We start from the raw sequence: 23,084 nt of genomic DNA, 5'->3' as shown, positions 1-23,084 counted from the left end.
ATCCTCCCGCGCCCCACCCGGAGCGACTACGTGAGCGCGCTCGTGTCCGCCCCGGCCACCTCGGCGATGACGGCCGCGAGCTCGCGGGGACGTGACCACATCGGCCAGTGGCTGGTGGGCAGGTCGATCCACGTCGTGTCGGTGAGCTCGGGGATGCCCGCGAGCCAGGCCATCGTGCCCTCGGCGGCGTAGGTCCGGTAGGCCTCGGCGGTGAAGCTCGTGCAGACGAAGGTGCTCGGGACGTCACGGCGTGCGTCGTTGACGAGGTCCGCCGTCCCGCACAGCACACCGCCCGGTTGGGGGACGGCACGGGCGCGGAAGGTCTGCAGCTGCTCCTCGCTGAGGCCGTCGAGGTTCTCCTCGGCCGCGAGCGACTCCCAGTCGAGCGGCATGTCGACGCCGGCGAAGTCGGGGTCCATGGCGCCCACACCCGGTGCGGTGTCGACGTAGACCATGGCGGCGAGGCGGTCGGTGAGGCGGTCGCTCGCGGCGTAGCCGGAGAAGCCCGCGCCGCTGTGGACGGCGAGCACGGTGGGGCGCCCGGTGGCCTCGACGGCGGTGCAGATGGCGTCGACGTGGTCCTGGAAGGTGATGCCCGAACGGTCGGTGTCCGCGGCCTCGAGGCCCGGCAGCGTGAGCGCCTCCGCCTCGCACCCCGCCCGGCTCAGGTCGGCGAGGACGTCCTCCCAGGCCCAGGCGCCCAGCCAGAAGCCGGGGACGAGGATGACGGGGTGGGCCATGGCGTTCTCCGCTCGTCGACTGCCGCCGAGCGTAGTGCCGAGGTGTGCGCCGGGGAAGAGCCCCGGAGCCTCAGTCCTCCTGGGCGGTGAGCATCTGGAGGACCTCGTCGTGGAGGAGTCCGTTGGTGGCCACGGCGTTGCCGCCGAAGGGCCCGGGCGCGCCGTAGAGGCTGGTGAACCTGCCGCCCGCCTCGGTGACGATCGGGACGAGGGCCGCCATGTCGTAGGTCTCGAGCTCCGGCTCGGCGGCGAGGTCGACCGCGCCCTCGGCGACGAGCATGTAGGACCAGAAGTCGCCGTAGGCGCGGGTGCGCCAGCAGCGCTGGGCGAGGGTGAGGAAGGCGCGCAGCCGGGCGGACTCGGCCCAGCCGTCCAGCGAGGAGTAGCTGAGCGAGGCGTCCTCGATGCGGGACACGCTCGACACGTGGAGCCGGCGCGCCGAGGACAGCGAGCGGCCGGTCCAGGCGCCCGAGCCGAGGGTGGCCCACCAGCGGCGGCCCAGCGCGGGGGCGGAGACGACGCCGAGGACGACCTCGTCGTCCTCGACCAGCCCGATGAGCGTCGCCCACACCGGCACGCCGCGGACGAAGTTCTTCGTCCCGTCGATGGGGTCGATGATCCACTGGCGGGCGGACCGGCCGGTGGTGCCGAACTCCTCCCCGAGGACGGAGTCGCGCGGCCGGGTACGGCCGAGCTGCGCACGGACGATCTCCTCGGCGGACTTGTCGGCGTCGGAGACGGGGCTGAGGTCCGGCTTGGTCTCGACGACGAGGTCGAGGGCCTGGAAGCGGGCCATCGTCTGGGCGTCGACCTGGTCGGCGATCACGTGGGCCAGGCGCAGGTCGTCGTCGTACCGGAGACGCGTGATGGGCATGGCGTCACGCTAGCGGCGACGCCCCGCCGCCCGGGGACGCGCGCCGACGGCCCCGCACCCCGGGCGAGATCCAGCTGTCGGCGGGTGGGGGCGCCTGGGCCGGGGCGGGACCTGGCCGGGGCCCGGCCGGACCGGGGCGGGAGCCGGGGGCGGGGCTACAGGGGGGTGCGGAGGCCGGAGGCGCGGCGGACGGGGGTCTGGACGGCGCGGCGGACCGCCGCCGCGCTGCCGAGGACCCGGACGTGCTCGCGGGCGCGGGTGACGGCCGTGTAGAGCAGCTCGCGGGTGAGGAGCGGGGACGCGGCCGGCGGGAGCACGAGCGAGACCCGCGCGAACTGGCTGCCCTGCCCGCGGTGGACGGTCATCGCGTGGACGGTCTCGACGGCGGGCAGCCGGTGGGTGCGCACCCGCAGCGGGGCGCCGGGGTCCCCGAGGACCGCGACCAGCCCCTCGCCGTCGGCGACGACGACGCCGGTGTCCCCGTTGTAGAGGCCCGTCTCGCGGTCGTTCGCGGTGACGAGGACCGGCCGGCCCGGGTACCAGGGGCTGCGGGGGTCGAGCGCGTCCGGGTGCGGGCCGGCCGCCTCGGCCACCCACTGCTCGACGAGCGCCGACCAGTGCGCCACGCCCGCCGGCCCGCGCCGGTGGGCGACGAGCACCCGGTGGGAGCCCAGCGCGCGCAGGGCGCCGGTGGCGTCACCCTCGCGGGCCGCGTGGACGAGCGCGCGACCGGCAGCGGCGGCGTCGGCACGCAGCGAGGCCAGCTCCGCGTCTCCCGGCAGGTGGTCCTCGGCGAGCTCGACGAGCTCGACCGACGGGTGACCCGCGCGCAGCAGCCGCAGCGTCTCCTCCGCGTCCCCGGCGCGGATCGCCGCGGCGAGCGGGAGGATGGCGCTGTCCTCCTCCTGCCGGTGGACCGTGAGGAGACGGACGACACCGCCCGCCCCGGACGCCTCCGGGGTGCGGGCCACGAGGTCGCCGAGCACCGCCCCGGCCTCGACCGAGGCGAGCTGGTCGGGGTCACCGACGAGGACGAGCCGCGCGTCCGGCCGCAGCGCCTCGAGCAGCCGCGCCATGAGCGGCAGCGACACCATCGAGGTCTCGTCGACGACGACGACGTCGTGGGGCAGGTGGCGGCCAGGTCCGTGCCGGAAGCGGGTGGAGCTGCCCGGCAGCCAGCCGAGCAGCCGGTGGAGGGTCGAGGCGCTGAGCGTGCCGACCCTTTCGCGGTCCTCGTCCCCGAGCTCGTCGACGACCTCGTGGACGGCCTCCTGCAGCCGGGCCGCGGCCTTGCCTGTGGGGGCGGCCAGCGCGATGCGCAGCGGCCCGGCGACGTCCTGGAGGACGGCGATGAGGCGGGCGACCGTCGTCGTCTTGCCGGTGCCCGGACCGCCGGTCAGCACCGTGAGCCGGCCCGCGACGGCGGCCGCGGCGGCCTGCCGCTGCAGCGCGTCCCCGGCGTCGGGGAGGAGGCGGTCGAGGGCAGCGGCGAGCCGGGCGTCGTCGACGGCGGCCGGGGGCGCGGCGAGGCGCGCGTCGGCCTGGCGGCGCACGACCATCTCGTCGCGCCAGTAGCGGTCGAGGTAGAGGCGCCCGCCCACCCAGCGCACGGGCCGGTCGGCGGGGCCCTCGACGCCGACGGCGACGAGCGGGCTCGCCCCGATCGCCGCCTCCCACGCGGCGGGCTCGGGCCACGGGAGCTCACCGGGGGGCGTCTCGGCGTCGGCGGCGAAGGACGCGGCGTCCTCGAGGTGGAGGCACACGGAGCCCGACCGCACGGCGCGCGTGGCGAGCGCGACTGCGAGGAGCACGCTCTCGTCGCGCTCGCCGACGAGCGAGCCCAGCCGCCGCGCGACCTGGACGTCCGCCGCCGCGACGACCCCGGCGGTGTTGAAGCGGGCGAGCAGCGGCGGGGCGTGGACCGCGAGCCGGGCGTCGCCGTCGTCGAGGAGCGTCATGAGGCCCTCCCCTCGAGCAGCGCGGAGAGCGCGACGACGAGTGAGGCGGGCGGCCGCCACGCCATGACCCCGTAGGGGGTGCCGTCGGCGGCGGGCGTGCCCGGTCCCGCCATGCCGCGGACGAAGAGGTAGAGCCCGCCGCCGAGATGCCGCTCGGGGTCGTAGCCGCGGTGGCGCCAGCGCAGGTAGCGGTGCAGCGCGGCGAGGTAGAGCAGCAGCTGCAGCGGGTAGTGCGAGCGCATCATCGCCTCGGCGACGGCCTCGGGCCGGTAGTGCCACAGGGTGAGCGGCTCCTCGGGCGGCGCCAACCGGTTCGTCTTGTAGTCGACGACGAGGTACCGCGTCGCGTCACCGGTCCCGTGCCGCAGCACCGCGTCGATGCTGCCGGTGAGGTAGCCGTGCAGGCGCTCGGGCCCGAGGGCGGCGAGCTGGTCGGCGTACGGCGCGAAGACGTCGTCGGGCGGCAGGTGGCGCCGCAGGAGGAGGGCGAGGTCGACGAGCGTGGCGGCGCTCGCGGCCGGGGAGTCACCACCGGCGAGCGGCAGCTCGAACTCGAGCTCGGCCAGCCGGTCCGAGGGCGCGAACCCGGCGAGCGTCGCGTCCCCGGCGAGGGGTCCGAGCGGGGTGGCGAGCACCTGCTCGAGGGCGACGGCGAGGGCCTCGGGGTCGAGCCCCGGCACCCGCGCGGTGCCGCCCTCCCGGCAGCGTTCGCGCAGCTCGGCGGCGAGGTCCGGTGCCGTCGTGTCGACCTGCTCGAGGACCTCGTGGACGACCGTGCCGAACCCCGTCCCTCCGGGCAGCTCGGCCATGGGGGAGGGCAGGGCGCGCGTGGGGTCGGGGCCGCCGGGACCCGTGACGAGGACGTCGGCCTCGTCCTCCACACCGGTCCCTTCCGGCTCACTGCCCACCGGCTCGTGGTGCGCCGCGGCCGTGAGGCCCGTGTAGGACGTGCGCCGCCACGTGTGGTCAAGGCTGCGGCCCAGGCGCGCGACGGACAGCTCCGGGCGCGCGGGCGGCGGGGGCTGCCAGGTGACGGGCTGTGGCCGCGCGGTGACGCGCTCGAGGGCCACCGAGCCGCCCGAGCGGGCGACGACGCCGGCCAGCGCGTCGGTGACGGCGTCGTCGGCGCGGACGGGCACCCGCGCCGGCGGCTCCTGCCCGGGGGCGTGCCCGCCCAGGAGGAGACGGGTGAGCGGCCCGGCGGGGGAGTTGGACGAGGGCGCCCAGTGGACGACGACCTGCGCCGCGGCCCGGGTGAGCGCGACGTAGAGGAGGCGCAGGTCCTCCCCGCGCTCCTCGGCGAGGTGACGGTCGCGGGCGTCGTCGTAGCCGGGGTCCTCCTGGCCGCCGACGTGGAGCAGCCGGGTGCCGGCGTCGTCGTGGTAGCGGAGCACCGGCGGGGTGCGCGACTCGTAGCGGTCCCAGCCGAAGGGGACGTAGACGACCGGGAACTCCAGGCCCTTGGAGGAGTGGACCGTGACGACCTGGACGGCGTCGGCGTCGGTCTCCAGGCGGCGGCTGCGCTCCTCGGCGTAGTCGCGGTCCGCCTCCGCGATCCGCGTGCGCAGCCAGTCCGTCAGCGCGGCGACGCCGAGGTCCTCCTCGACCGCCGCCAGGTGCAGGGCCTCCCCGACGTGCCGGACGTCGGTGAGGACGCGCTCGCCGCTCGCCGTGGCCATGAGCCGCTCGGCGACGCCCGCGGTGGTGACGGCCTCGACGAGCGCCGCGACCCCCCGCTCGGTGAGGAGCCGGGCCCAGCCGCGCACGGTGTCGGACAGCTCCTCGCGGGCGGCGTCCTCCGCCGTGCCGAGTCGGGCGGCGTCCCAGCCGAGGAACGGGGTGAGGGCCAGCGCCGCGGCCCGTCCGCCGTGCCCGGGCTGCTCGAGCGCGGTGAGGAGCGTGAGCCAGTCGCGGGCGGCGTCGGTGGCGAAGACGCTGAAGAGCCCGGAGACGACGGCGGGCACGCCCGCGGCCGCGAGGGCGTCCCGCACGGCGTCGGCGTCGGCGTTGCGGCGGGCGAGGACGGCGACGTCGCCGGGGTGCAGCGGTCGCCAGCCCTCGCCGTCGTGCAGCTGGGTGGCACCGAGCTGGGCGACGACGTCCGCGGCGACGTCGTCGGCCACGAGCCGGCGCACGTCACCCACCCGCGGGTTCTTCGTGCCGGCGAGGCGGAAGGGCTCGCGGGTGACCTGCCGCAACCGCACGGGCGGCCCGCCCCGCAGGCGCCGCTCCCCGGTGTGGGCCGCGGCGACAGATCGCACGACGATCGCCTCGTCCCCGAGCGCGGCGCCGTCGAGGAGCGCCTCGAGGCCGGTGAGGAGCGGGGCGTCGCTGCGCCAGTTGCGCCCCAGGGTGGCGGTGCTCGTCGCGACCTCACGGGCCTGGAGGTAGGTGACGACGTCGCCGCCGCGGAAGGCGTAGATCGCCTGCTTCGGGTCGCCGATGAGGACCAGGGTGCGGTGCCCGTGGAAGGCGGTGCGCAGGATCTCCCACTGGACGGGGTCGGTGTCCTGGAACTCGTCGACGAGGACGACGGCGTAGCGCTCGCGGACCCGCGCCGCGGCGGCCGGTCCGTGGACGGGGTGGGTGAGGGCGTCGCGCAGCAGGGTGAGGAGGTCGTCGTAGTCGAGCAGGCGGCGGCTGCGCTTGCGGTCGCGCACCTCCTCGCGCACGGCCCGGGCGAGGGCCAGGCGGTGCCCGGGCAGGGTGTCCGCCGGGGCGTCGGTGGGGCGCAGGGCGGCCTGGTGGTCGCTCACCGCCTCCTTGCCGACCGTGCGGGCCTCGTCCGGGCTGAGCGCCGGCTCGCGGGACCCGGCGTAGAGGCGCAGGTAGACGTCGTCGAGGACCTCCTCGCGCAGGTCGGCGACGTCCGGGACGAAGGTGTGGTCGGGGTCGAGGTCCGCGGCCACCCCGAGGGAGGTGAGCATCTGCTGGCAGAAGCCGTGCGTCGTCGTGATGGTGGCGGCGTCGAGCTGGGACAGCGCGCGGGTGAGCCGCAGCCGGCGGGTGGCGACCTCGGCGTCGTCGACGGCGGCGAGGTGGGCCACGACCTCGTCGCGGCTCGCGCGGGCGGTGGCGGGGTCGCGCAGGGCGCGCTCGGTGGCGAGGAGCCGGCCACGGACCCGGTCGCGCAGCTCGGAGGTGGCCGCCCGCCCGAAGGTGACGAGGAGGAGGTCGGCGAGCTCGATGCCCTGCTCGGCGACGTAGCGCGTGGCGAGGGCGGCGATGGTGAAGGTCTTGCCGGTACCGGCGCTGGCCTCGAGCACGGTGGTGCCGTCCGGCAGCGGGCCGCACACGTCGAAGACGGGCAGCTCGGTCCCCAGCTCGGTGGTGGTCACGGCTTGTCCACCTGCTCGTGGGCGAGGAGCGGCTCCCACACCCGGCGGGCGAGGACGCCGAGACGGCTCGGGTCCTGCGGGTACCAGGCCCGCTCGGACTCGGTGGGCGTGCCGAGGATGTCGTCGAGGCTCGCGCCGGTGCCCCAGCAGATGACGTGGTGCTCGTCCGCGCGGAGGAACTCGTCACCGTCCCACGCGCGCCGGGCGTTGACGAGGGCCATGTCCGCGGAGTCCCCGCCGGCGCGGGAGGTGGCGTAGGTGCAGGCGACGGGGACCGGGACGGGCAGCGGCTCGCGCAGGGCCAGGGCGTGGAGCTGGACGAGCTGGTCGAGCAGCTCGACCGCCTCCTGCGGCGTGGGCGGGCTGAGCCGGGCGACGTAGGCGCCCGGCCGGCGGTGGTCGGGCCGCGCCACCGTGGCCGTGCGCCACGGCCGCTGCGGGTGGGCGGCGACGAGGGCGAGGAGCTGCACCCAGGCGCGCAGGCGGTGCTTGGGCGCCAGGCGGGAGTACGTGGCCCGCAGGACGGTGCCGTCGTGGACGCCGGGGACCGTCCCGGTGAGCGTGGTGCCGGAGGGCAGCGGGACGAGGACGTCGACCGTCTCGGCCGGCTGCGCCCGTTCGGCCGCCGCGGCGCTCGCGATCGGCACGACCCGGCTGCCGACGTCGAGCAGGGCGGTGCGGCCGAGCTCCTTGGGCGGGGTGACCCCGCGGCGCCACTCGGCGTTCATCACCTGCTGGTCGGGCACGCCCGCGAGCCGCGCCTGGAGGAAGCGCTCGCCGATCGCCCAGCCGTCGAGGGGCGCGAGGGTGAGGGGCAGGCGGTCGGCGACCTCGGCGTTCTCCCCGGCCACCGACAGGCCCAGGCGGTGGCGCAGGAAGTACTTGACCGGGTGCTCGAGCATGGCGACGAGCTCGGCGAGCTCGAGGGTGGCGGGGGCGGGCAGCGCGGGCAGCGGCTCGGTGAGGAACGGGACCCGCTCGACGCGCTCCCCGCGCCCGGCGAGGGCGGCGCGGTGGGCGACGGCGTCGAAGCTGAACGGGACACCGGGGCGGCCGAGGGCGCCGGGGGTGAAGTTGCGCTCGTCGACCACCTGGAGCGGGTGGTGGCGCAGGACGTGCTCGCGGACCGTGCCGGTGGGGGCCGTCGCGGCGGTCTCCAGGGCGTCGAGCAGCTCCCCGACGGGCACGGCGGGCGGCCGCCCGGCCCCGGTGCGCTCGTGCGCGCCGGAGTACAGGAGGACGAGGTGGTCCTGCGCGGCGGTGACGGCGTCGAGGAAGAGCTGGCGGTCCTCGCTGCGGCGGTCGCGCTCGCCGACGCAGGGCTCGCGCAGGAGGAGGTCGTCGCCGTCCTGGCGGGTGCCGCGGGGGAAGGCGCCGTCGTCCACGCCGAGGAGGCACACGACCCGGTGCGGCACGGCGCGCATCGGCTCGAGGGAGCACACGGTGAGGGCGCCGGTGCGGAAGCCGGCCCGGGTGGGCCGCCCGGCGAGGCGGTCGGCGAGCAGGGCCCGGACGTCCGGCAGCCGCAGCGGCGCGTCGGTGGCCCGGGCGCGCTCCTCGGCGAGCACGCGACGGGCGGAGACCACCTGCCAGGAGTCGGCGGGCGCGGTGTCGGCGAGGAGGGTGACGGCGCGGTCGAGGGTGTCGAGCCAGTGCGTGAGCGGCCGCGTGCCGTCGAGCTCGGCGAGGAGCGCGGTGAGCCGGTCGACGAGCTCGGCGAGCCGTCCGGCGAGGTCGATGTCGGTGCTGTCGACGTCGTCCAGCGGCAGGGCGTGCCCGACGTAGCGGTGGTCCTCCTCCGCCATGGCGGCCCCGAGCAGGAGCCGGTCCAGGGCGACGTGCCACGTGCCCTGGAGCAGCCCGGGCAGCTCGAAGCGGGCGCGGCGCCGGGCGTCCTCGCCCCACCGCACGCCGGCGGTGGCCGACCACTCGCGGACGCGGTCGAGGTCGTCGTCGGTGAGGTGGAAGCGGCGGCGCACCGGCTCGGTCGCCGCGAGGTCGAGCACCTCCGAGGCGGTGACGCGGCCGTCGGCGAGGCCGAGGAGCGTGGCGAGGAGGCCGAGGACGGGGTTGGTGCGACCGGGTGCGCGGTCGGCGAGCCGCACCCGCATCGTGTGCCCGGGGTGGACGTCGGTGACGCCGTCGGGGGCGAGACCGAAGCTCGCGGTGACGAGCGGCGCGACCGCCTCGACGTCGGGGCACATGACGATGACGTCACGCGGCTCGAGCGTGGGGTCGGCGGCGAAGAGCCCGGCGAGCACCTCGCGGAGCACCTCCACCTGGCGGGCCAGACCGTGGCAGGCGTGCACCTGGACGCTGGTGTCCTCCGGGGCCAGCCGGTGGGGCGGGGCGTCGGGGGCGTCGGCGGCGAGGCGGTCCTGGAGGGCGGCGAGCAGCGTGCCCCCGGGGCGCGGCGCGGGGTGGTGGGCGTCGGTGACGCCGTCCCCCAGCAGGCGGGTCTCCAGCTCGGTGGCGTCGCGTGCGGTGGAGGCGAGCAGCGGGTGCTCGGCGCGGACGCGCTGCTCGCGGCGTCGGCGGGAGGCCGGCTCGCCCGCCTCGGCGACCCTGGCCCACAGCGCGGGGGAGGGGTGCGGCAGCCACAGGTGGACCTCGCGGTGCCGGGCGAGCGCACGCAGGACGCGCAGCTGGTCCTCGGGCAGGCGGGTGGGACCGAAGACGCTGAGCCGCTCGGGCAGGTCGACGGACGCCGGGTCCGCGACGACGGCGCGGAGCGCATCCTCGAGCCGCTCGGCCGGCCCGGGCTCGCCGACGTGCGCGCGCAGCCGGCGCCACAGCTCGACCTGCCAGGCGAGGTCGGCGGGCACGGTCCCGCCCGCGCCGTCGTCGTCGTGTCCCTGCGCCCAGGCCCGCACCATGTCCGGGCGCTGCGCGGCGTAGGAGGCGTAGAGGCGGGCGAGGTGACGGGCCGCCCCGAGGCGGCGCCCGTGGCGGTGGTCGTCGGCCTCGTCGGCCCCGAGGTACCGGCCCAGCGGCGCCAGCCACGGCTCGCCGGCGTGGGCGTCGACGACCTCGAGGAGGGGCCAGGTGAGGCGGTCGGGCGCCCACGGGTCCTCCTCCGGGGCGCCGGGCAGGCCGGCGAGGACGCCGGTGACGAGGCGGGCGGGGGAGCCGAAGCCGACGTTCGCACAGATGCCGGGCTCGCCGTCGGGACCGGCACCGAGGTGGTGGGACAGCCGCTGCGCGAGCCAGCGCTCGACCCCGCGGGTGGGCACGGCGACGACGTCCGGCGTGAAGGGGTCCTGGGGGGCGTCCGCGAGCAGCGTCGCGAGGGGCGGCACGAGCGCGTCGGCGCGCTCGGAGCGGTGCAGGTGCAGCACGTCCCAGCCTCCCTCCGTCGGTTCGGTGCCCAGCCTAGGTGGGCCCACCGACATCGCAGGCTACGGCGCGTGGTCGAGGGCGCTGGCCGAGCGGGCCGACAGGAGCCGGCGGAAGGAGTCGAGCCGGGCCTCCCCGGCGGGTCCCGCGTCCCCGCGCGCCACCCACGCGTCGAGCTCGCACTCGAGCGCACCGGCCTCGTGGTCGCAGCCGCGGGGGCACTCGGCGGTGACGGCGGCGAGGTCGGGGAAGCCGCGCAGGAGGTCGTCCGGGCCCACGTGCGCGAGCCCGAAGGAGCGCACGCCCGGGGTGTCGATGGCCCAGCCGCCGCCGGGCAGCTCGAGGGCGACGGCGCTGCTCGACGTGTGCCGCCCGCGCCCCGTCACCTCGTTGACGATCCCGGTCGCCCGGCCCGCGCCGGGCACGAGCGCGTTGATGAGCGTGGACTTGCCCACGCCGGAGTGGCCCACGAGGACGGAGTCGTGGCCGGTGACGATCTCCCGCACGGCCTCCAGGCCCCGCACCTCACCGTCGACGACGGCGGTCGCCACGGCGGGCACCTCGAGGGCGGCGTACTGGGCGAGGAAGGGCTCGGGGTCGGCGAGGTCGGCCTTGGTGAGGACGAGGACCGGCTGCATGCCGGCGTCGTAGGCGGCGACAAGGCAGCGGTCGACCATCCGCGGTCGCGGGGGCGGGTCGGCGAGCGCCGTGACGATGAGCATCCGGTCGGCGTTGGCGACGATGACGCGCTCGACGCCCGCGGCCTCGCTGTCCTCCGCGGAGCGCCGCAGCGCGGTCTCCCGCTCCTCGACGCGGACGATGCGGGCCAGGGTGTCGGGGGTGCCGCTCGTGTCCCCGACGACGCCCACGCGGTCCCCGACGACGACGGCGTTGCGCGCGCCGCGGCCCAGCTCGCGGGCCTTCATCGCCACGAGCCGCACGCCGTCCTCGGTGAGGAGCGCGTAGCGGCCGCGGTCGACGGCGAGGACCCGGGCGGCGACGGCGTCCTCGTGCTGCGGACGCTGCTTGGTCCGTGGCCGGGAGCCGCGCTTGGACGGTCGGACCCGGACGCGGTCGTCGTCCGTGCCGGTGTCCCGCCCTCTGCTCATCGCCCCTCCACTCAGCCGCGACCGCCCGTCGCGACCATGTCGGTCCACATCCGGGTGAAGTCGGGCAGCGTCTTGGCCGTCGTCGCGACGTCGACGACCTCCGTGCCGGGGACGCGCAGCCCGACGATCGCGGCGAAGGTGGCCATCCGGTGGTCGTGGTAGGTCTCGAGGCGCGCGCCGTGGAGCCGGCCCGGCTCGATCTCCAGGCCGTCCTCCGTCTCGCGGGCGTGCCCGCCGAGCCGGTTGATCTCGGTGACGAGGGCGGCGAGCCGGTCGGTCTCGTGGCCGCGCAGGTGCGCGACGCCGCGCAGGCGGCTGGGGCCGTCGGCGAGCGTGCACAGCGCGGCGATGGTCGGGGTGAGCTCGCCGGCGTCGTGCAGGTCGACGTCGAGCGGGTCGATGGCACCGGTGCCGGCCACCGTGAGGCCGGCGGGGCCGAGCTCGACGGACGCGCCCATCCGCACGAGCAGCTCGCGCAGCCGGTCACCGGCCTGGGAGGTGTGGGTGGGCCACCCGGGCACGCGCACCCGGCCGCCCGCGACGAGGGCCGCGGCGAGGAAGGGCCCGGCGTTGGAGAGGTCCGGCTCCACCGGGACCAGGCCGCCGGCGACGGGACCGGGGTGGACGAACCAGCGGGCCGGCTCGCCGTCGTCGCCGAGCGAGACGTCGACGACGACGCCGCGCTCGCGCAGCACCTCGACGGTCATCGCGGCGTGCGGCTGGCTCGGCATCGGCCCGACCCGGCGCAGGTCCAGGCCCTGCTCGAGGTGGGGGGCGATGAGGAGGAGCCCGGAGACGAACTGGCTGGAGGCGCTCGCGTCGACCTCGACGACACCGCCCGGCAGGCCGCCGGTGCCGTGCACGGTGAAGGGCAGGGCCCCGCGGCCGTCGTCGTCCACCTGCGCACCGAGGTCGCGCAGCGCCTCGATGAGCGAGCCCATCGGGCGCTGGCGGGCGCGCGGGTCCCCGTCGAAGGTCACGGTGCCGTCGGCGAGGGCGGCGAGGGGCGGCACGAAGCGCATGACAGTGCCGGCGAGCCCGCAGTCCACCTCCGCGGGGCCGCGCAGGGGAGCGGGGTCGATGAGGAGGTCGGCGCCGTCGGCGTCGGGACGCCCGTCGGCGTCGACGTGCTCCACCCGCGCCCCCAGCGCGCGCAGCGCGTCCACCATGAGCGCGGAGTCGCGCGAGTGCAGCGGACGGCGCAGCTGGGTGGGCTCCGCGGCGAGGGCTGCGAGGAGCAGGTAGCGGTTGGTCAGCGACTTCGAGCCGGGGACCGGGACGACGGCGTCGAGCGGGCCGGCGGCCACGGGGGCCGGCCAGGCGAGCTCGGACGTGGTCTGGGTTGACATGCCTTCGAGGGTAGCGGGCACGCCCGACGGCCCGGGAACCCCGCCCGGGCCGTGGGGTGTCGCGGCGTCAGCTCAGCTTGGCCTTGATGTCGGCCTTCGTCTCCTTCGCCGCCGCGCGGACCTCCCGCATCTTGGCCTTGTGGCCGCGGGTGTTCGTGGCCCGCCAGGCGAGGGAGGGCTTGCCGTCCCGGTCGAGGCCGGCGATGAGGAGACCACCCACGAGGCTGGCCCCGGTGAGCAGGCCGCGGCGCATGTCCTTGCGGCGCTCGCGAGTGCCGGCCGTCCACACCGGGTTGTTGACGAGGGTGACGGGCACGGTGACCGCGGCCAGGGTGAGCGCGGCGGTGCGGGGCCGGCGGTTGGTGGCCAGCATGAGTCCGGCGAGCGCCGAGACACCGCCGGTCACCCGCACGAGCAGGCGGGTGTCGGAGGCGATGGAGGGCGGGATGCCGACCTTCTCCAGAGCGGGTTCGACCTTGCGGAAGCGCTCGACGTGGGAGTCGGGGTGCATGAGCGCGTCGACACCGGTGGCGACGAAGGACGACGCGAGCAGCGGGCGGGCGAGGCGGCGGGAGATGCTCATGGACCATTGCTACCGCAATCCTCGCGTCGCGGCGAGTGGTGCGACTCACCGTCGTCACCGTCCGTGGAATGCGTGGCGGCTCTCTCCGGTTGCACCGGCATGACCTGCCCACCGAGCACCCTCGACCGGCCACAGGACCCCCTCCTGGACCGCGCCTCCGGGCCCGGCGGACTAGGCTCATGGGTGATGACCGAGGACCGAGACCTGGACCGCGCACCCGACACCGAGAGTGACGCGGAACGTGCGGCGCGCTTCGAGGCGGAGGCGTTGCCCTACCTCGACCAGCTCTACGGCGCGGCGATGCGCATGACGCGCAACCCGGCGGACGCGGAGGACCTCGTCCAGGAGGCCTTCACCAAGGCCTTCGCCGCCTTCCACCAGTACCGGCCCGGCACGAACCTCAAGGCCTGGCTGTACCGGATCCTCACGAACACCTTCATCAACACCTACCGGAAGAAGCAGCGCCAGCCCCTGCAGTCGGACGCGGACAGCGTCGAGGACTGGCAGATCCACCGCGCTGCGTCGCACACCTCCCAGGGCCTGCGCTCGGCGGAGATGGAGGCGATGGACCGGCTCCCGGACTCCGAGATCAGGGACGCGCTCATGGAGCTGCCGGAGGACTTCCGCATCGCCGTCTACCTCGCCGACGTCGAGGGCTTCGCCTACAAGGAGATCGCCGAGATCATGTCGACCCCCATCGGGACCGTCATGTCGCGGCTGCACCGCGGGCGTCGCCAGCTGCGCGAACGGCTCGCCGACCACGCCCGGGAGCTGGGCATGAAGACCGAGGCGACATCATGACCGACCACACCGACCCGCTCCAGGACATCTCCGCCTGCCGCTGCGAGGAGCTCCTCGAGCACCTCTTCGAGTTCGTCGACTCCGAGATGGACGACCACGACCGCGAGCGGCTGCGTCGCCACCTCGACGAGTGCCCCACGTGCCGCGAGGCCACCGACGCCGAGACCCGCGTGCGGCTGCTGCTGCGCCGCTCGTGCCAGGAGGTCGCGCCGTCGACCTTGCGGCTGCGCGTCATCACGCAGATCAGCGTGCTGCGCTCGGGCGGCTCTCCCGTCTGAGGGACCTCGCCCGCCCCCCGGGCATGCGAAAGGGCCGGCCACCAGGGCCGACCCTTTCCCGTGGCAGCGTCAGCTGTTGGGGCGCTTGCCGTGGTTCGCACCGCTCTTGGCGCGTGCCTTGCGCTTGCGTCCGCGCTTGCTCATGTCTACTCCCGAGATGACGACCGGCCACCCGCTCCGGGTGGGTACAGCGGTCCATCGTCCCACATCCCCGGGCCCCGCGTGCGACGCGGCGGACGACGACGGCGTGGCAGGGTAGGTCCATGCTCGCCGCCTACGCCGCCGGCCAGGACGCCGATGACCCGCTGAGCGGGCTCGCCGTCGGGGAGATCACCGATCCTGGAGCGCCGCACCCGGACTGGGTGCCCGTCCGGGTGCGTGCCGCCGCCCTCAACCACCACGACCTGTGGTCCCTGCGCGGCGTCGGGCTGCCGGCCGACCGGCTGCCGATGGTGCTCGGCTGCGACGCCGCCGGCATCGACGCCGGCGGCCGCGAGGTGATCGTCCACGCCGTCGTCGGCGACCCGCTGTGGCGCGGCGACGAGACCCTGGACCCCGCGCGCACGCTCCTGTCGGAGAAGTACCCCGGCACGCTCGCCGAGACGGTGTGGGTGCCGCCGGGCAACCTCGTGCCCAAGCCGCCGGAGCTCGGCTGGGCCGAGGCCGCGAGCCTGCCGACGGCCTACCTCACCGCCTACCGGCTGCTGTTCACCGCCGCGGACCTGCGCCCCGGGCAGCGGGTGCTCGTCCAGGGGGCGGGCGGCGGGGTGTCGACCGCCGCCGTCATCCTCGCGCGCGCCGCGGGCCTGGAGGTGTGGGTGTGCGGCCGGGACGAGGAGCGCAACGAGCGGGCCCGGCGGCTGGGTGCGCACGCCGTCTTCCCCACCGGGGAGCGGCTGCCCGCCCAGGTGGACGCCGTCGTCGAGACGGTGGGGGAGGCGACGTGGGCACACTCGCTGCGCGCGTTGCGGCCCGGCGGGACGATCGCCGTCGCCGGGGCGACGACGGGTGCGGCGCCGCCCGCCGACCTCAACCGGGTGTTCTTCCGCAGCCTGCGCGTCGTCGGCTCGACGATGGGCACGAGCGAGGAGCTGCGCCGGCTCGTCGGGCTGCTCGTCGCGAGCGGTGCGCGCCCGCACGTGGACGCCGTCGTGCCCTTCGCGCAGGCCGCCGACGCTTTCGCCCGGCTCGCCGCTGGTGAGGTCTTCGGCAAGCTCGTCCTCGAGCTGCCCTAGGCGGCGTCCTCCTGCGCGGCGTGCCTCAGCACGCCCAGCCCGAGCGTCGCCACGCCCTGGTAGCAGAAGGTCTGGGCGCCCAGCTGGACCCGGCTCAGGCAGCGGGCGCCCCAGGTGAGCAGGTGCTCGTGGACGAGCGCGTGGCGGGTGCCGGCGTCCGCGCCCGGGTCGGCGAGCAGCGCGGCGTAGGCCTGGAGGGCAGCGACGAGGTCACCCGGCCCGGGCGACGCGGCGCCGGGGACGCGGGCCAGGAGCGCGGCCAGCGACGGCGCGGCGGCGGCGGGCGGGGCCGTCGGCGCCACCGGCGGGCGACCGGGGTCGCCGACGACGAGGCGGTGGTGGTCGGCGAGCAGCCGCTCGGGGGGCTCGGCGGACAGCCGTGACTCCGCCAGGAGGGCGGCACCGCGCTGGGACTCCGCGTCGTGCACCGGCCAGGAGATGTCGTGCAGCGCGGCGAGGGACGGCGGGGAGCCGAGGGCGCGGGCGACGGCCGACACGGCCTCCTCGACCGCGTAGGGCCTGCCGAGCACCTGCTGACTCATCGCCGATCTCCCCTCCGGCGACAATCCTCGCGTGCCTGCTCCGGGCCGGGGTGGGCCGAACGGCCCTGGCGGGGGTCAGCCCACCGGCGGCCGCTCGAACCAGGTGACCCTGTCCGGGGAGGGCAGCGGGAGGCCGTCGTCCGCGTAGGAGAAGATCTCCAGGCTGCTCAGCCGGCCCTCCTCGACGAGGAGGAGGAGGCCCGCGACGGGGGCGCCGTCGTCGTCGTGGACCTCGCCCTCCACCGGGAACGTGCCGTGGAGGGGTGCGCGCGGGGCGGCGTCGTCGGTGACGACGAGCTCGAGGGTGCCGCAGCCGCAGGTGCAGCCGGGGCGCGTGAGGACGCTGCTCAGCTGTGCCCGCAGCGCGGGTGCCGCGGGCACGTCGTGGGCGAGCATCGCGCCGAGCAGGGCGCGGGCGACGTCGGGCAGGGGGCGGCACGGCTCGTTCTCCACGTGCGGAATCTAGCGATAAGACGACGACGGCGCGGGGATGCTGCACTACGCTGGAACGCCGCGGCTCGGCCGCGTGCACCCCCTGAGAAAGAAGGAGACCGCCGGTGTCCCCGACCCCGACCCCGACCAAGCCACGCAAGCCCACTGCGGCTGAGAAGGCCAAGGCCGAGGCGGACAAGCGCACCGTGGTGGCCCGCAACAAGAAGGCCCGGCACGACTACCACATCGACGAGACCTTCGAGGCGGGCCTCGTGCTCACCGGCACGGAGGTGAAGTCGCTGCGCATGGGCCGCGCCTCCCTCGTGGACGGCTGGGTGGAGTTCGACCGTGGCGAGGCCTGGCTGCAGGGCGTGCACATCCCCGAGTACAGCCAGGGCACGTGGACGAACCACACCGTGCGGCGCAAGCGCAAGCTCCTGCTCCACCGCGCCGAGCTCGACCGGCTCGTCGGCAAGAGCAAGGACAAGGGTCACACCGTCGTCCCGCTCGAGCTGTACTTCATCCGCGGCCGCGCCAAGGTGCTCCTCGCCCTCGCCCGAGGCAAGAAGGAGTACGACAAGCGCCACGCGCTGCGCGAGCAGCAGGACAAGCGCGAGGCCCAGCGGGCGATGAGCCTGCGCGCCAACCGATGAGCGTGGCGCGGCGCGCGGCCTCGCTGCTCCTCCTCGCGCTGCTCTGCGTCGCAGCGCTCACGCTGCTCGTCGCGTCACCCGCCCGCGCGGACGACTCCGTGGGCCACATCTCCCGCCTCGACGTCGGGGCGGTCGTCGAGGCCGACGGCGGCACGGTCCGCGTCGAGGTCGACCTCACCTACGACTTCGGTGACGACGAGGCCCACGGCCCCTTCCTCGTCCTCGCCGAGCTGCAGGAGATCGAGGGCGACCCCGACCGCTACCGCCGGCTCACGGTCAGCGACATCACCGCGGAGTCGGCCACCGGCGCCCCGGCGGACCTGCGCGTCGAGCACGACGGCGGCGCCGTCCAGCTCTACATCGGCGACGAGGACGTCGAGGTCACCGGCGCCCACGACTACCGCGTCACGTACACCGTCGACGGCCTGCCCAACCCGGAGGTCACCGGACCGGACGGGACCGTGCGGGACGAGCTGTACTGGAACGTCGTGGCGCCGGGCGGCTTCGACGTCCCGATCGAGGACGTCACCGTCGCCGTCACCGGCCCGGTGCCGCCGGAGGCCAGTGCCTGCTACGTCGGCCGCACCGGCTCCGACGACGCCTGCGACGGCGCCGGCGAGACCCGCGGCGAGCGCGTCGACTTCTTCCACGAGCGCCTGGGCGAGGGCGAGGGCCTGAGCGTGGCGGTCGGCTGGCCCGCCGGCACGCTCGTCGGCGCCGAGCCCGTCTACGAGCCGCGCCGGACCTGGTCCAACACCTTCCAGCTGGGTCCGCTCACCGGTGGCGCGGCGGGACTGGCCACGGTGCTGGGGGCAGGTGCCGCCGTCGTCGTCGCCTCGCGGCGCGGACGCGACGAGGCCTACCTCGACCTCACCCCCGGGCTCGCCCCGGCCGGCGGGGACCCGGTCGCGGTGGGCCCGGCACGCCGCCGCCAGCCCGTCGCCGTGCGCTTCACCCCGCCCGACGACGTCCGGCCCGGAGAGGTCGGGACGCTCCACGACGAGGTGGCCGACGTCCGCGACGTCTCCGCCACGCTCGTCGACCTCGCCGTGCGCGGCTACCTCCGCATCGAGGAGGTCGCGCCGGAGAAGTCGGGCGACGACGTGAGCGACTGGCGGCTCGTCCCGCTGCGCAGCTGGTCCGACGGGCTCGAGCGCTACGAGCGCGAGCTCCTCGACGCGCTCATGCCGGAGGGTGAGCCGGTCACCCTCTCCGAGGTGGGTGCCACGTACGCCACCGCCGTCGCAAGGACGCAGGAGGCGCTCTACCGCACCGTGACCGAACACGGCTGGTTCCGCGGCTCACCGCACACGGTGCGCAACCGCTGGCTGCTGGGCGGTGTGGGGCTCGTGGGGCTGGGGATCCTCGTGACCCTGGTGCTCGTGCTCCTGCGCTGGCCCGCGGTGCTCGGGATCCCGCTGCTCCTCGTCGGGGTCGTCGTCGCCGTCGCCTCCTCCGCAGCGCCGGCACGGACTGCCGCGGGGACGGCGGTGCTCGCGCAGACACTCGGGTTCCGGCAGTACCTCGCGACCGCCGAGGCCGAGCAGATCCGCTTCGAGGAGGGCCAGGACGTCTTCTCCCGGTACCTGCCCTACGCGATCGTCTTCGGGCTCACCGAGCGGTGGGCACGGATCCTCGCCGACGTCGCGGCGCAGGGGCGGCGGGTCGAGAGCCCGGACTGGTACGTGCCGCTGACCCCGGGCATCGGCTGGTGGACCCAGCCGGCGATGTTCGCGGGGTCGGTCGGGGCCTTCGCCGAGGCCGCGTCCTCCGCGGTGAGCTCGGCCGGGTCGAGCGGCAGCTCCGGTTTCTCCGGCTCGGTCGGCGGTGGCGCCGGAGGGATGGGCGGCGGCAGCTGGTAGGGCGGTTCGCAGGCCGGTGGCGGATACTCGAGGCCTGACGCACACCACTGCCGAGCAAGGGGAACTGCCATGTCGATCAAGCTCCGCCACGTCCCGCCGCGCCTGGCCGCGGGGGCCTTCATCCTCAACTCCGGCCTGAGCAAGCGCGGCCTCGACGAGGAGTCGGCTGCCGGGCTGCAGGCGATGGGCGCGAACGCGGTGCCCCAGCTCAAGGACATGTCCCCGCAGGACTTCGGCAAGCTCATCAGCACCGCGGAGACCGCCCTCGGTGCGGCGCTGCTCCTGCCGGTGGTCCCGAGCGGGCTCGCGGGGCTCGGCCTCACGGCGTTCTCCGCGGGACTGGTCCGGATGTACCTCAAGACCCCGGGCATGACGCAGGAGGACGGTGTCCGTCCCACGAGCGACGGCACGGGGATCGCCAAGGACGTGTGGCTGCTCGGCATCGGGCTCGGGCTCGTCATCGACGCGCTCACCTCGCGCAAGAAGTAGCCGCGGCGCGGCCCGTGGTCGCCGGCCGGAATAGATCTGACGCAGGTCCGGTTGGGACGTATGATGGGACTGCCGGCTCCGGCCGGTGATTGACAACTCCACAGGGGATGATCGGTTTCGACGACGGACGTCGTGCCAGAGGAAGCGGGTCGAGGATGCAGAGTTATCTCGATAACGCCCTCTGCAAACCAATAGGTGCCGATTCCAAGCGCACCGACTTCGCCCTCGCCGCCTGAGCGAGCCGCGTAAGTCCGTCAGCCCGGGTTAGCTCTCGACCCGGTTCCTGGCGTCAGCTAGAGAGCCACTGCTCGTAGCCCTCGTCACCGGGGCTACGGGGACTTCCAGGTGACTGGGCCCGTCAGCTGCTTGTCTGCGTGACAGCTGGGGCCGAGAAAATCGCAGCAGACTGCACCCGGAGAAGCTCTGGTTCTGCGCCGTCGGACGCGGGTTCGATTCCCGCCATCCCCACCATCCCTGGGGCCGACGCCCGCCCCCTCGGCGGCGGCCTTCGGCATGTCCGGACACCGGCGGTCCGCGGAGCGGTCGGTCCCTGTCCGGGTCGCGTCCCGGCTCGCACGGTGACCTCACCGGTCGTCCTCCGACCTCGCCCTTCTGCCCGGGCCGAGCTGAGGTGAAGCGGGGAGCTCACCGCGAGTGCCCGTGCGTCCGCGCCGGAGACCTACCCTCGGCCTCATGGATGACGCGATCCGCGTGCGCGCGGCGACCAGCGAGGACTGGGCGGGTATCTGGCGCGCCCTCGAGCCCGTGCTGCGCGCAGGCGAGTCGTACACCTACCCGGCCGACATCACCGAGAGTGACGCCCGCGCGATGTGGACCACCGGGGCGCGGGTGCTCGTCGCCGTCGACCGCGGGGGAGCCGTGCTGGGCACCGCGAGGTACCTGCCGAACCACCCGGGTGCCGGTGCGCACGTCGCCAACGCGAGCTTTGTCGTCGCCCCCGAGGCCGGCGGGCAGGGCGTCGGCCGCGCCCTCGCCCACGCCGTCCTCGACGCCGCCCGCGCCGACGGTTACCGCGCCATGCAGTTCAACGCCGTCGTCGAGACGAACGAGCGGGCTGTGCGGCTGTGGACGTCGCTCGGGTTCACGGTCCTCGCCACGGTGCCGGCGGCCTTCGAGCACCCGCGGCACGGGCTCGTCGGGCTGCACATCATGCACCGCACGCTCTGAGCGACCGCCGCGCGACGTCCCGGGCTCGGCCCCCGAGGGCCACCGGGGTGCTCAGCCGGCGAGCACCTCGCGCAGCTTGGCGGCGAAGGCCTCCGGCTCGCCCGTCTGGCCGTACTCCCCGCCCATGAAGCCGCCGTGGTTGCTCGGGAAGACCGCGAGCTCGACGCCGAGCTGGGCGGCGAGCGACTCGCTCGTGCGCCACGTCATCGTCCCCTTGCTCTCGATCCCGGCCGCCGGCACGACCCGTGCCGAGGAAGCCGTGAGCGCGGCGATGTCGGGCTGGTAGCGGACGATGGCTGACGCGACGTCGGACAGCAGCGGGTCGTCCCTCGAGCCGTCGTCCTCGGTCGGCATGCCGAACATCGCGGGGTCGGGGGTCTCGGTGCCGAAGCCCTCCGGGAACTCGCCCTGCAAGGAGGTCATGGCGATGAAGGCGGCCATCCCCCAGCCCCAGCCGCGCTCGTTGTAGGTGGCCTGCACCCGTCCCCAGGCCCCGAAGGCGCGGTCTGCGTCCGGGAGAAGGGGCAGGGCCGGCGGCTCGTGCGCGACGACGGTGCGCACGTCGTCGGGGAAGGTCGCCGCAAGGCACAGCGCGGTCACGGCACCGCCGCTGCTGCCGAGAAGATCGACCGGCCCGGCGCCCAGCTCTGCGACGAGCCGGTGGACGTCGTCGGCCTGCTGCTCGGGCGTCTGCACCAGGCTGCCGTCGCTGCGCGTGCTGCGCCCCAGGCCGCGCGGGTCGTACGTGACGACGGTCCGGTCGGTGAAGAACGAGGCGAGCGTGGTGAAGCCGACCGCGTCCATCGGCTGACCGATGAGGACGAGCGGGGGAGCGCCGTCGGCGGTCGGGAGGGGACCGCGGACGTCGTAGGTGAGTGTCGCGCCGGGCACGTCCAACGTGCGGGTCTCGGCGGTCGTCGTGGTCATCTCGTGTGCTCCTCGGGTCGGTGGTGGTGGCCAGTGCGGCCCACTGCCTCCTACCGACCAGTCATCGCCACGGAACTCATCGGCGACGGTGGCCGCTCCTAGAACGGCGGCTCCTCCGGGGCCCAGGCCTGCTCCGGGTCATCCTCCGAGGCCCACGTCCGCTCCCGGCCCTCCCGAGCCCGTCCCGCCGAAGGAGCCGCGTGGGGTGCCACCCAGTGGCTGAGAGGGTCGTCCCCGACCGAGGCGGCGGCGAGGGCGGCGTCGACGAGTGCCGGGTCGACGGGTCGTCCGCTGCGGGTGGTCTCTTTGACGAGCGTGCGGAGGGCGTGGGCGGTGTGGCGGGGGAGGGTGATGGTGGTGCCGTCGGGGCGGCGGAGGTAGCCGTGTCCGGTGGGGGTGGTCCAGGCGTAGGTGCGGTCGGTGGTGTAGGCGACGGTGTAGGCGCCGATGGTCTTGGCGCGGTGGTCGCCTGTGCACTGGGGTCCGAGGTTGTCGGCGGAGGTGACGCCGCCGTCCTTCCATTCGTGGATGTGGTCCAGGTCGGCGGAGCGGGCGGGGTGGGTGCAGCCGGGGACGATGCAGGTGCGGTCGCGGTGTCGGACGTGGTCGGCGATCGCGGCCGATGGCTGGTACCGGGTGCGGCCCACGTCCAGGACCTGCCCGGTGACGGGGTCGGTGAGCAGGCGGCGCCAGGTGCCGCCGGTGGCGAGGGCGCGGGCGATGATGGGTGGGATGGGTCCGTAGCCGTCGAGCTCGGCGACGGGCTCGGGGTCGCGGTCCAGGGCGGTGGCGCCCGGGTTGCGGGGTTCGGGCTGCAGGACGTTGATCGGGACGAGGACGTTGATGTCGGCTCGTCCGCCGCCGATCATGCCGACCCGGATGGTGGGCAGGGTGCACCCGGGGAGTCGGTGACCGGGCAGGGGTGGCCCGTCGGCTACGCGTAGCGGAGTCGGGGTGGATGGCGAGGTCGGCTCGCCCGTGCCGGGTGGTGCAGTAGCGGGCGGCGGCGATCCGCTCTCGCTGTGTGGGGCAGCAGGGTCGGGTGGTAGTGCATGCAAGGTGTCCGGTGGATCCGCGTCCGGCGGCGATGTTGCCGAGTTTCCTGGTGGGTCGGCGTCTGGCGGCGATGCTGCCGTGCTGTCTGGTGGGTATGCGTCTGGCGGTGGTACGGCTATGGGTTCGGGTGACCGGGCATCCCCGAGGCTCGCGCCGGCAGTGGTCAGCGGTGCGCCGGTGAGGGCCGGTGGCTCGGTGACGGACGCGGCGTCCGGCCGGGGCTCGTCGGTCGGTGCTGTGGCTGTGCCGTCGGTGCGGTCTTGGCAGCCGCAGGGGCAGTGGAGGTGGGCCTGGGGTCCGATGAAGCCGAGGGTGAGGGCGGTGTGGCCCATGA

General features: G+C 75.5%; 20 protein-coding genes and 1 other RNA gene. 8 read left to right on the top strand and 13 right to left on the bottom strand.

Annotation, left to right across the window (positions count from 1 at the left end; genetic code table 11):
• Nucleotides 1-26: 26 nt before the first annotated feature.
• From H9624_RS12085 to H9624_RS12050, 8 genes are all read right to left on the bottom strand, one after another.
• On the bottom strand, nt 27-740 hold the full coding sequence (locus tag H9624_RS12085; protein ID WP_251840141.1) for an alpha/beta fold hydrolase: 714 nt from the start codon (nt 738-740) through the stop codon (nt 27-29).
• A gap of 70 nt (nt 741-810) precedes the next feature.
• Nucleotides 811-1,614: a histidinol-phosphatase gene (gene hisN, locus H9624_RS12080; protein WP_251840140.1), complete on the bottom strand. Its 804-nt coding sequence runs from the start codon at nt 1,612-1,614 to the stop codon at nt 811-813.
• Nucleotides 1,615-1,769: 155 nt separating this feature from the next.
• Entirely contained in the window at nt 1,770-3,572 is a 1,803-nt protein-coding gene (gene recD, locus H9624_RS12075) for an exodeoxyribonuclease V subunit alpha (RefSeq protein WP_251840139.1), read from the bottom strand.
• Complete coding sequence (locus tag H9624_RS12070; protein ID WP_251840138.1) at nt 3,569-6,910, bottom strand: UvrD-helicase domain-containing protein; 3,342 nt, start codon at nt 6,908-6,910, stop codon at nt 3,569-3,571. The genes recD and H9624_RS12070 overlap by 4 nt, the downstream gene beginning before the upstream one ends.
• Nucleotides 6,907-10,248 carry an exodeoxyribonuclease V subunit gamma gene (recC, locus tag H9624_RS12065; RefSeq protein ID WP_251840137.1) on the bottom strand — a complete coding sequence of 1,114 codons (3,342 nt, stop codon included), beginning with the start codon at nt 10,246-10,248 and terminating at the stop codon, nt 6,907-6,909. Before recC ends, H9624_RS12070 begins: the two co-directional genes overlap by 4 nt.
• Nucleotides 10,249-10,308: 60 nt before the next feature.
• A complete protein-coding gene (gene rsgA / locus H9624_RS12060) occupies nt 10,309-11,355 on the bottom strand; it encodes a ribosome small subunit-dependent GTPase A (RefSeq protein ID WP_251840136.1) in 1,047 nt (348 codons plus the stop codon).
• A gap of 11 nt (nt 11,356-11,366) precedes the next feature.
• Nucleotides 11,367-12,704, bottom strand: coding sequence for a 3-phosphoshikimate 1-carboxyvinyltransferase (gene aroA, locus H9624_RS12055; protein WP_251840135.1), 1,338 nt, complete (start codon nt 12,702-12,704; stop codon nt 11,367-11,369).
• Nucleotides 12,705-12,771: 67 nt separating this feature from the next.
• On the bottom strand, nt 12,772-13,287 hold the full coding sequence (locus H9624_RS12050; RefSeq protein WP_251840134.1) for a DoxX family protein: 516 nt from the start codon (nt 13,285-13,287) through the stop codon (nt 12,772-12,774).
• A 186-nt stretch (nt 13,288-13,473) separates the two neighbouring features.
• Here H9624_RS12050 and H9624_RS12045 point away from each other — a divergent pair, with 186 nt between their 5' ends.
• Nucleotides 13,474-14,088: a sigma-70 family RNA polymerase sigma factor gene (locus H9624_RS12045; protein ID WP_251840133.1), complete on the top strand. Its 615-nt coding sequence runs from the start codon at nt 13,474-13,476 to the stop codon at nt 14,086-14,088.
• Complete coding sequence (rsrA, locus tag H9624_RS12040; protein ID WP_251840132.1) at nt 14,085-14,366, top strand: mycothiol system anti-sigma-R factor; 282 nt, start codon at nt 14,085-14,087, stop codon at nt 14,364-14,366. The genes H9624_RS12045 and rsrA overlap by 4 nt, the downstream gene beginning before the upstream one ends.
• Nucleotides 14,367-14,435: 69 nt before the next feature.
• Here rsrA and H9624_RS17035 read toward each other — a convergent pair whose 3' ends face one another.
• Complete coding sequence (locus H9624_RS17035) at nt 14,436-14,510, bottom strand: 50S ribosomal protein bL37 (protein WP_372435141.1); 75 nt, start codon at nt 14,508-14,510, stop codon at nt 14,436-14,438.
• Between the two features lie 119 nt (nt 14,511-14,629).
• Here H9624_RS17035 and H9624_RS12035 point away from each other — a divergent pair, with 119 nt between their 5' ends.
• Nucleotides 14,630-15,601 carry a zinc-binding dehydrogenase gene (locus tag H9624_RS12035; RefSeq protein WP_251840131.1) on the top strand — a complete coding sequence of 324 codons (972 nt, stop codon included), beginning with the start codon at nt 14,630-14,632 and terminating at the stop codon, nt 15,599-15,601.
• Here H9624_RS12035 and H9624_RS12030 read toward each other — a convergent pair.
• Both H9624_RS12030 and H9624_RS12025 read right to left on the bottom strand, forming a co-directional pair.
• The gene (locus tag H9624_RS12030) at nt 15,598-16,143 is read right to left on the bottom strand and encodes a hypothetical protein (protein WP_251840130.1); all 546 of its coding nucleotides are present in this window, start codon (nt 16,141-16,143) and stop codon (nt 15,598-15,600) included. The genes H9624_RS12035 and H9624_RS12030 overlap by 4 nt on opposite strands.
• A 75-nt stretch (nt 16,144-16,218) precedes the next feature.
• Nucleotides 16,219-16,596, bottom strand: a complete 378-nt coding sequence (locus tag H9624_RS12025; RefSeq protein ID WP_251840129.1) for a hypothetical protein — start codon at nt 16,594-16,596, stop codon at nt 16,219-16,221.
• 104 nt (nt 16,597-16,700) lie between these two features.
• Between H9624_RS12025 and smpB the strand changes: the two genes are divergently transcribed.
• The 5 genes from smpB (at nt 16,701) to H9624_RS12000 (ending at nt 20,767) form a co-directional block, all read left to right on the top strand.
• On the top strand, nt 16,701-17,228 hold the full coding sequence (smpB, locus tag H9624_RS12020) for an SsrA-binding protein SmpB (RefSeq protein WP_307784959.1): 528 nt from the start codon (nt 16,701-16,703) through the stop codon (nt 17,226-17,228).
• Entirely contained in the window at nt 17,225-19,090 is a 1,866-nt protein-coding gene (locus tag H9624_RS12015; RefSeq protein ID WP_251840128.1) for a DUF2207 domain-containing protein, read from the top strand. Before smpB ends, H9624_RS12015 begins: the two co-directional genes overlap by 4 nt.
• A gap of 69 nt (nt 19,091-19,159) precedes the next feature.
• Nucleotides 19,160-19,579 (top strand): hypothetical protein, encoded by a 420-nt coding sequence (locus tag H9624_RS12010; protein WP_251840127.1) that lies wholly within the window; start codon nt 19,160-19,162, stop codon nt 19,577-19,579.
• 103 nt (nt 19,580-19,682) lie between these two features.
• Nucleotides 19,683-20,050: a transfer-messenger RNA gene (gene ssrA / locus H9624_RS12005) on the top strand.
• A gap of 222 nt (nt 20,051-20,272) precedes the next feature.
• Nucleotides 20,273-20,767: a GNAT family N-acetyltransferase gene (locus H9624_RS12000; protein WP_251840126.1), complete on the top strand. Its 495-nt coding sequence runs from the start codon at nt 20,273-20,275 to the stop codon at nt 20,765-20,767.
• A 51-nt stretch (nt 20,768-20,818) separates the two neighbouring features.
• On the opposite strand, the gene H9624_RS11995 is transcribed toward H9624_RS12000, so the two are convergent.
• Together H9624_RS11995 and H9624_RS11990 are read right to left on the bottom strand one after the other, a co-directional pair.
• A complete protein-coding gene (locus H9624_RS11995; protein WP_251840125.1) occupies nt 20,819-21,694 on the bottom strand; it encodes an alpha/beta fold hydrolase in 876 nt (291 codons plus the stop codon).
• Nucleotides 21,695-21,792: 98 nt separating this feature from the next.
• Nucleotides 21,793-22,563, bottom strand: coding sequence for an HNH endonuclease signature motif containing protein (locus tag H9624_RS11990; protein ID WP_251840124.1), 771 nt, complete (start codon nt 22,561-22,563; stop codon nt 21,793-21,795).
• Between the last annotated feature and the right edge of the window lie 521 nt (nt 22,564-23,084).

The organism is Oceanitalea stevensii (genome assembly GCF_014837105.1).
GTDB classification, from domain to species: domain Bacteria; phylum Actinomycetota; class Actinomycetes; order Actinomycetales; family Actinomycetaceae; genus Oceanitalea; species Oceanitalea stevensii.
Note: the sequence above shows the minus strand (reverse complement) of the source record. Positions and strands in the feature narration are given on the sequence as shown.

Excerpts from the sequence above, each read along its gene's own strand:
- H9624_RS12010 (WP_251840127.1), top strand. The coding sequence starts at position 19,160 with ATGTCGATCAAGCTCCGCCACGTCCCGCCGCGCCTGGCCGCGGGGGCC.
- H9624_RS12015 (WP_251840128.1), top strand. The coding sequence starts at position 17,225 with ATGAGCGTGGCGCGGCGCGCGGCCTCGCTGCTCCTCCTCGCGCTGCTC.
- H9624_RS12035 (WP_251840131.1), top strand. The coding sequence starts at position 14,630 with ATGCTCGCCGCCTACGCCGCCGGCCAGGACGCCGATGACCCGCTGAGC.
- H9624_RS12045 (WP_251840133.1), top strand. The coding sequence starts at position 13,474 with ATGACCGAGGACCGAGACCTGGACCGCGCACCCGACACCGAGAGTGAC.
- H9624_RS12050 (WP_251840134.1), bottom strand. The coding sequence starts at position 13,287 with ATGAGCATCTCCCGCCGCCTCGCCCGCCCGCTGCTCGCGTCGTCCTTC.
- rsgA (WP_251840136.1), bottom strand. The coding sequence starts at position 11,355 with ATGAGCAGAGGGCGGGACACCGGCACGGACGACGACCGCGTCCGGGTC.
- H9624_RS12085 (WP_251840141.1), bottom strand. The coding sequence starts at position 740 with ATGGCCCACCCCGTCATCCTCGTCCCCGGCTTCTGGCTGGGCGCCTGG.
- H9624_RS11990 (WP_251840124.1), bottom strand. The coding sequence starts at position 22,563 with ATGATCGGCGGCGGACGAGCCGACATCAACGTCCTCGTCCCGATCAAC.
- H9624_RS12000 (WP_251840126.1), top strand. The coding sequence starts at position 20,273 with ATGGATGACGCGATCCGCGTGCGCGCGGCGACCAGCGAGGACTGGGCG.
- aroA (WP_251840135.1), bottom strand. The coding sequence starts at position 12,704 with ATGTCAACCCAGACCACGTCCGAGCTCGCCTGGCCGGCCCCCGTGGCC.
- hisN (WP_251840140.1), bottom strand. The coding sequence starts at position 1,614 with ATGCCCATCACGCGTCTCCGGTACGACGACGACCTGCGCCTGGCCCAC.
- H9624_RS11995 (WP_251840125.1), bottom strand. The coding sequence starts at position 21,694 with ATGACCACGACGACCGCCGAGACCCGCACGTTGGACGTGCCCGGCGCG.
- H9624_RS12030 (WP_251840130.1), bottom strand. The coding sequence starts at position 16,143 with ATGAGTCAGCAGGTGCTCGGCAGGCCCTACGCGGTCGAGGAGGCCGTG.
- rsrA (WP_251840132.1), top strand. The coding sequence starts at position 14,085 with ATGACCGACCACACCGACCCGCTCCAGGACATCTCCGCCTGCCGCTGC.
- recD (WP_251840139.1), bottom strand. The coding sequence starts at position 3,572 with ATGACGCTCCTCGACGACGGCGACGCCCGGCTCGCGGTCCACGCCCCG.